We start from the raw sequence: 6,683 nt of genomic DNA on the forward strand, positions 1-6,683 counted from the left end.
CGTTTCATGTACAAATACGATGCCATCGACCGCCAGCTCATCAATGAGCGCGTCGACCAGTTCCGCGATCAGGTCCGCCGCTGGAAAGCCGGCGAACTGAGCGACGACGAATTCCGCCCGCTGCGCCTGCAGAACGGCCTTTACATCCAGCGCCACGCGCCGATGTTCCGCATTGCCGTGCCTTACGCCATGATGAATTCGGCCCAGCTGCGCCAGCTCGGCCAGGTCGCCAGCAAGTACGACCGCGGTTACGGCCATTTCACGACGCGCCACAATCTTCAACTGAACTGGCCGAAGATCGAGGACGTGCCGGAGATTCTGGCCGAACTGGCCGAAGTCGAGATGCACGCCATCCAGACCTCGGGCAACTGCCTGCGCAACATAACCACCGACCAGTTCGCCGGCGTCGCCGCCGATGAAGTGATCGACCCGCGCCCGCTGGCCGAAATCCTCCGTCAATGGACGACCTTCCACCCGGAATTCGCCTTCCTGCCGCGCAAGTTCAAGATCGCCATTTCGGGAACGAAGGAAGATCGCGCCGTGACGTGGTTCCACGACATCGGCCTGCAGTTGCAGGAGCAAAACGGTGAAACGGGCTTCCGCGTCATCGTCGGTGGCGGCCTCGGCCGGACGCCGATCCGCGGCCAGATCGTTCGTGAATTCCTGCCCTGGCAGCACATCCTGACCTATTGTGAAGCGATTCTGCGCGTCTATAACCGTCAGGGCCGCCGCGACAACGCCTACAAGGCGCGCATCAAGATTTTGGTGCAGTCGCTTGGCGTCGAAGCCTTTGCCCAACAGGTCGAAGAAGAATGGGCGCATGGCAAGGATGGCCCGGCCACCATCACGCAGGCCGAATTCGACCGCGTTGCCACGCACTTCACCGCGCCAGCCTACGAAAATCTGAGCGCCGACGATGCCGGCCTGAGCGAAAAACTGGCATTTGAAAAATCGTTCAAAAACTGGGTTGACCGTAGCACTCACCCGCACAAGGTGCCGGGCTACACCGCCGTCACGCTGTCGCTCAAGAAGCACGGCGTTGCGCCGGGCGATATCACTTCCGAGCAGATGGCCGTCGTCGCCGACCTCGCTGACCAGTACAGCTTCGGCGAACTGCGCATCAGCCACGAGCAGAACATCATCCTGGCCGACGTCAAACTCGCTGACCTCTACGAAGTCTGGGAAAAGGCCAAAGCCGCCGGACTGGCGACGCCGAACATCGGCCTGCTGACTGGCATCATCTGCTGCCCGGGCGGCGATTTCTGCGATCTGGCCAACGCCAAGTCGATCCCCATCGCCAATGCCATCCAGGCCCGCTTCGACGACCTCGACTATCTGTTCGACATCGGCGAGATCGACCTCAACATCTCCGGCTGCATGAACGCCTGCGGCCACCACCACGTCGGCCACATCGGCGTGCTCGGCGTCGACAAGAACGACTCCGAGTTCTACCAGGTCACGCTGGGCGGCCGTCAGGGCAACGACGCGAAGCTCGGCAAGGTCATCGGCCCGTCGTTCGCGGCCGATGAAATGCCCGATGTCGTCGACAAGATCATCAAGGTTTACATCGAAAGCCGTCACCCCGACGAGCGCTTCCTCGACACCTTCGATCGCATCGGCATCGACCTGTTCAAGAACCGCGTTTACGAAGGCCGCGCCCACGGCAAGGCCAAGGCTGCACAAAAGGAGGCCGCATAATGCCGCAACTGATCAAGCACCTCGCCGCCGCGGCCGATAGCTGGACAACCCTCGACCTCGCTGAAGGCGAAACGCCGGAAACGGTTGCCCTGCCGGCCGGCGACGTCATCTTCCCGCTCGCCGTCTGGCAAGCTCGCAAGGCCGAGATCATCTCCTGCCACAAACGCATCGGCCTGCTCATCCAGCCGGACGAGCGCGTCGAAGATGTCGCAGCCGATCTCGATTACTTCATCGTCATCGCCGTCAACTTCCCGAAATTCGTTGATGGCCGCGGCTACTCGACGGCCAGCCTGCTCCGCCAGCGTTACAAGTATCAGGGCGAACTGCGCGCCGTTGGCGACGTGCTGCACGACCAGCTGTTCTACATGCAGCGCGTCGGTTTCGACAGCTATGCGCTGAAGGACGGCAAGAACGCTGTGTACGCTATCGAAGCCGGTTTCAGCCCGTTCAGCGACGCCTACCAGACCTCAACCACCCAGCCGCAACCCATTTTCCGCCGCCGCGCCTAGGACCCATCCATGTCCCCCAGCCTGCTCAACATCACGCCCGAACTGACGGCCAGCGTCGCCACCAAGACCAAGGCCGTGCAAGCCATGCTCGCCGACATTGCCGCCGACTGGTCGACCGCTGCCTTCGCCAACAGCCTGGGCGCCGAAGACATGGTGCTGACCGACCTCATCGTCAAGGCCAAGCTGCCCATTGAAATCTTCAGCCTCGACACCGGCCGCCTACCGCTCGAAACCTACGACCTCATGGACGCCCTGCGCAAACATTACGGTCTCAAGCTGAAAATCTACTTCCCGCAAGCCGAAGAAGTCGAAGTCTTCGTCCGCAACCATGGCATCAACGGCTTCTACGACTCCGTCACGCTGCGCAAAGCCTGCTGCTACGCCCGCAAGGTCGAGCCGCTAAAACGCGCCCTGGCCGGCAAACGCGCCTGGATCACCGGCCTGCGCGCCCAGCAAGCGACCACACGCACCGGCCTGCCCTTCCGCGAATACGACGAAGGCAACGGCCTGGAGAAATTCAATCCCCTTTCGGACTGGAGCGAAAAAGAAGTCTGGGCCTACATCAAGCACAACGACGTCCCCTACAACGCCCTGCACGACAAGTTCTACCCCAGCATCGGCTGCGCCCCCTGCACCCGCGCCATTTCGCCGGGCGAAGATGTCCGCGCCGGACGGTGGTGGTGGGAGAATCCGGAAACCAAGGAATGCGGGCTGCACGTCAAGGGCTGACCCCGTTCAAGACATTCAGAACCCGGCTTCGAGCCGGGTTTTTTATTGGTTAGCGCCAGAATGGTTGGTCAGACAGGGGATTTACGTCAAATACACGATTGCTACGGTCAACCGGAAAAAGTGGGCGAAAATGAAGTGGCTCCAGCCCTTTGGCTCGTGTCATGAAGTAATTTCGGAGTTCACCGATTGAATCGATGCGATTGCTAAGAGTCTGGCGTGCTCTCGTCTCAACAACGGTTTTGATCTCTCGACTTATCCAACGCTCCTGCTTCCATGAAACTTATACAGCCCACCGAATTTCGCACCCTCTACAAGTACACAAGTCAGCGCTGGCTGGATAGTTTGTTGCGAAAGGGACGGTTTCGAATCGGAAGCTTGTACGAGTATCGAAGTTATGAGCATGCTGAGATTGGGGACACCGATGAGGGCAAGAAGCAGTTTGCATTCTGGGGCACCGGCACGATAAAAGGGCTGACAGTCGCAGAGCTCAATCAACAATTCCCGAAGCTTCACATAGGAAATACCTCGAACAAAGTGCTGATCCCTAGTAGCGAAAAGGACGAGCAGATTCCTGTTGGGATAGAGATTCATTCCCCAGATAGTTATCTGTTCTGCATGACCGAAGTATTTGATAAAGAGGTCATGCGACGCTTTGGATACGACGCCTGTTTAGAGATCACAGATCCGAGCCGCTTCTTTGTACAACTCTCCAAGGCAATGCGACCATTTGCAAATTTCGGTTCAATGGAACGTTGCCAATATGGAACGCGGTATGGGCTCTACGAACATCACACGGAACTCAGACCGCAGATTTTGAAACCGGAGGCACTTCAACATCAACGGGAAGTGCGAATCTTGTGGGACCCAAAAATAAGTCAAAGCCAGCAGCCTCTAGGCACTCCAAATCTATTTCCCATCTTTGTGTGCCGCCCCAAGGCAGCAATGTTTCTTCGACGTGTGGCATAGCTGACAACCCAAGGGGCCGGACTCGAATTAAATCTAGGCCAGCAGCAAGTGCTGGTCTCCGATATTTCCAATCTCGGCGGCAGACACGCCTGTTTCCAGCGCAAACTCAGGCCAGTTCCTGATCGCCTCCCTGACTTTCCTGATAACCCGCGGAGCAGTGCCAATCTTGAACCTGTCGGCTTCGGCCAGCAGATCATCTTCGCTGAAGTTCTTGAATTTCCCATTCACCGACATAAGGTGCTGGTTGGTCCATTCTCCGGCCGGGTTGTGGGCGAAGGTGATGTCGTAGGCGGGGGACAGGGCCCAGGTTTCGTTGGCTTTTAGTCGGAACGAGATGTTCTTGGTGTGATCGTCGCAGTTGCGCGCCATGACGTTGAAGGCCATGCGCCGGAACGCCTCTTCCTTCTGCTCGTAGGGCAGCCCGAGTTTGTCCATGACCAGGAACAGCTGCGAGTAGGCGTTGGTGCCCTTTTTCTTGTAATCCAGGTGGTCCATGGCGCACAAAGTCTGCATGTGGTGGCGGACGGCGCCGTCTTCGCGGTCGAAGCGGCGCGTCATGAAGTGCGCCCGGCCGTTTTCTTCAAGCAGCCGGCATTCCATCATCTCGATGCCGGCCGCCCTGGCCATCAGGGAATAGGCCTGCTCAATGCGGCCGTAACCGCCCGAGGCACCGAGTTCGAGGTCTTTGCCGATGCCGTCGAACTTGAGCAGCCAGTGTTCGAAACCATCGCCGGCTTCGAACTGCCCGGAGCGCACCTCGTTGGTCGTCCGGTTCCAGGCGATGACGGCCTTGGCGCGCGCGCCGCCGGCCGAGGTGCCGACGTCGATGATGCTGCGCAGGGCGGCGTCGGTCTGCTCGTCGTCTTCAATCGTCCCGGCAACTGCCTTGCGCGCTTCGCTGACCAGATCGCTCAGTTCGATGGGCGTCGGCTTCTGGCGGATGGGGCCGCGCCCCGGCTTGAAGACCATGGCGCCCATGGCGCGGTTGCCCATGTAGGCCAGCCGGTCGATTTCAGAAACCTGGTTGGCCGGAATACCGCGGTCGGCCATGTATTTGTTGATCAGCGCGTTGCCGAAATCATCCGGGAGCGCATCGCTCAACATCGCCGGCAACGCCTTGTAGGTTTCACGCGGCAAATCGGTAAAGATGTAGGGATCTTCGCGCAGCGGCATGCGCAGGGGCGACGGTTCAACCCCTTTGGCGATGAAGCTCGGGGCGTAGGCAAAGGCGTAGAAGCCATAGGCCGGATCGAGGGCAACGGCGCCCATCAACTGGCCCCACAGATGGACTTCGACGCGGTCGACGTGTTTATACGGCGCAGCTCGGGGACGACGGGGTTTGGAAGGAGTATCCATGGTGTCTTTGCCTTATTTTGCCGGCGACGACTTGACCCGAACCGACGTTGCCCGCTGCCGCTCCCGACGGGCACGAACCATGTTCAGCGGATTGATGGTGGCGGTCGGCGCGAGAAGCGCCAGCCAGTCTTCCCGATCAAGCGCGCGCACGACAGAGAGCAGGCTGGCGGTACTCGAACCTGCACCCGCCTCGAGGTTCTGCAGGGCCCGGCGACTGATACCGGCCCGTTCGGCCAGCAGGGTCTGGTCGATATTTCGGCTGAGCCGGAGCTTCTTTACCTGCTCCCCCAGCAGCGCTTCGAGTTCGGCTAAAGTATGGCTGGACTGCATATCAACTCTCCATAACGCGCATTATTACGCGCACAATAAGCACCATTTTATACTACGCGCATCTTTTAACGCATAACATAACACAACAAACTATTCGTTACGCGCACTATATTGCGCTCAAATTATCAATACTCAATTTTGGCGCAATATATTGCGCCTAAAAACATTTGCAGAATAGATGCCGGCGCCTTCCGTATATGGAATCCGGCATCATGCGTGCCCCGGAGCGCCGGTTTTCGGTGAAAAGACTTGATTGCCACGGTCAACCCGAAAAAAAGACCAAAATTGCAATGCCTCGGCCTCCATTTCAAGGCCTTTACCAGCAAGGGCGACTGGCCGAAGCGGTGAGCGCACCGCCACCGACGACAAGAATGCACAAGGCATTTTAAAATAACCAGGGATTTACCCTGAGACACTTATAGCGAGACCACTCAAACGGGTTACGATTGCACCGTATCTCCAACGACAAAGCACCGCGTCGGGCAAGGTTTCCGCCTGACAGATTCATAAAGCTCCAGCCCCCAGACTCATGTCCAGCATCGATCCGCAACAAAGTTACCTGCTTCAACCCCGGCCACAGCGCTGGAAATTCCATCTCCTTCTTGGCCTCATCGTTGTCGGCACCGCCCTCGCCGGCGTTGCCTGGGTGGAACTTCAGGAATCGTTCATCCAGGCCAGCCACTTCGCCGAACGGGCGAGAACCTCGACCTGGACCGTTGAGCCCGGCGCCGACAAGGACATCTGGCTGCCCACCACCGGCCCCTACGAGCAGCGTCTGGGCTATGCCCAGCTCAACACCTTCCTGCCGCGCCTGGCCAGTGCCGGCTTCACCGTTGCCGCCCAGGCCCGCCAATCGGAGGGCTTTCGCGCCATTGTCGGACGCGGCCACTTTCCCATTTACCGCGAGAAATCCCGGGCCGGCCTGACCATCCTCGACCGTAACGACCAGTCGCTCTACGACAGCCAGTACCCGCGCGTACAGTACGCCGATTTCGAGGCCATCCCGCCGGTGCTGGTCGAGGCTCTGCTGTTCATCGAGAACCGCGACCTGCTCGACGCCAATGCCCCGAAACACAACCCGGCGGTCGATTGGGG

At 59.1% G+C, this 6,683-nt stretch carries 6 protein-coding genes and 1 pseudogene; 5 read left to right on the forward strand and 2 right to left on the reverse strand.

The window, feature by feature from the left end; genetic code table 11:
- Positions 1-6: 6 nt before the first annotated feature.
- From WBK19_RS14980 to WBK19_RS14995, 4 genes are all read left to right on the forward strand, one after another.
- Positions 7-1,698 carry a nitrite/sulfite reductase gene (locus WBK19_RS14980; protein ID WP_511291089.1) on the forward strand — a complete coding sequence of 564 codons (1,692 nt, stop codon included), beginning with the start codon at positions 7-9 and terminating at the stop codon, positions 1,696-1,698.
- Complete coding sequence (locus WBK19_RS14985; protein ID WP_511291091.1) at positions 1,698-2,207, forward strand: DUF934 domain-containing protein; 510 nt, start codon at positions 1,698-1,700, stop codon at positions 2,205-2,207. The genes WBK19_RS14980 and WBK19_RS14985 overlap by 1 nt, the downstream gene beginning before the upstream one ends.
- Before the next feature lie 9 nt (positions 2,208-2,216).
- Positions 2,217-2,936: a phosphoadenylyl-sulfate reductase gene (locus WBK19_RS14990; protein WP_511291093.1), complete on the forward strand. Its 720-nt coding sequence runs from the start codon at positions 2,217-2,219 to the stop codon at positions 2,934-2,936.
- Positions 2,937-3,209: 273 nt separating this feature from the next.
- The gene (locus WBK19_RS14995; RefSeq protein WP_511291095.1) at positions 3,210-3,902 is read left to right on the forward strand and encodes a hypothetical protein; all 693 of its coding nucleotides are present in this window, start codon (positions 3,210-3,212) and stop codon (positions 3,900-3,902) included.
- Positions 3,903-3,935: 33 nt separating this feature from the next.
- On the opposite strand, the gene WBK19_RS15000 is transcribed toward WBK19_RS14995, so the two are convergent.
- Positions 3,936-5,258, reverse strand: coding sequence for a type II toxin-antitoxin system HipA family toxin (locus WBK19_RS15000; RefSeq protein ID WP_511291097.1), 1,323 nt, complete (start codon positions 5,256-5,258; stop codon positions 3,936-3,938).
- Between the two features lie 12 nt (positions 5,259-5,270).
- Positions 5,271-5,588, reverse strand: coding sequence for a helix-turn-helix domain-containing protein (locus WBK19_RS15005; protein WP_511291099.1), 318 nt, complete (start codon positions 5,586-5,588; stop codon positions 5,271-5,273).
- 529 nt (positions 5,589-6,117) lie between these two features.
- On the opposite strand from WBK19_RS15005, the pseudogene WBK19_RS15010 reads away from it, so the two are divergent.
- Positions 6,118-6,683, forward strand: a pseudogene (locus WBK19_RS15010) (glycosyl transferase family 51); the annotation flags it as partial.

Source organism: Azonexus sp., assembly GCF_049652925.1.
GTDB lineage: Bacteria > Pseudomonadota > Gammaproteobacteria > Burkholderiales > Rhodocyclaceae > Azonexus.